General features: G+C 54.3%; 1 pseudogene. It reads left to right on the top strand.

The features are described 5' to 3' along the window. The first annotated feature begins 58 nt into the window (after window positions 1-58). Window positions 59-750, top strand: a pseudogene (locus ACR0JE_RS19635) (IS6 family transposase). Window positions 751-820 lie beyond the last annotated feature (70 nt).

Raw genomic sequence — 820 nt, 5'->3', positions numbered from 1 at the left:
GGGTCTTGTCAGAAGAACTTTGGTTGAGCGGGGCAGGGGTGTTGCGTAGCTTTTTCCTATGACCAGACCTGCCTCTTTCAAGTACTTCAAAACCAGCCCAGAGATCATCCGCCTTGCGGTGATGCTGTATATCCGTCTCCAGCTCTCGCTTCGAAATGTCGAAGATCTGTTGCACGAGCGAGGCATCGACGTGAGTCACGAAACTGTCCGATATTGGTGGAACAGGTTTGGCCCTATGTTTGCATCAGAGATCCGAAGAAAACGGGTTCAGCAACTCCGAGCCTTTTCAAAATCGAAGTGGCACGTTGACGAGGTTTTCGTGAAGGTGAATGGCAAGCGGCATTATCTTTGGCGGGCCGTTGATCATGAAGGCGAGGTGCTTGAGGCCGTCGTCACCAAACGCCGAAACAAAGCTGCAGCACTGAAATTTCTCAGGAAACTGATGCAGCGACACGGCAAAGCGGAAAACGTCGTCACAGATCGCTTCGCATCGTACCGGGCTGCTCTCAGAGAAATGGGCGCGCTGGAAAACAGCTGACAGGAACGTGGCTCAACAACCGCGTCGAGAACTCGCACCTGCCGTTTCGACGACGCGAACGCGCGATGCAACGGTTCAGGCGCATGCGAAGTTTACAGAAATTCGCCTCTGTCCATTCCTCTGTCTACAACCACTTCAATCAGGAAAGATCGCTGGCCAGCCGAGACACCTTCAAGCTGACCCGCGCCGCCGCTCTTGCCGAGTGGCGTTAGCTTTGTTCCGGATAGGTTCGCGGTTTCCGCGGCAAACTGAGACTGGTTCGAATTCGTCTGACAGCACCGG

The organism is Ruegeria sp. H3, assembly GCF_056533095.1.
Note: the sequence above shows the minus strand (reverse complement) of the source record. Positions and strands in the feature narration are given on the sequence as shown.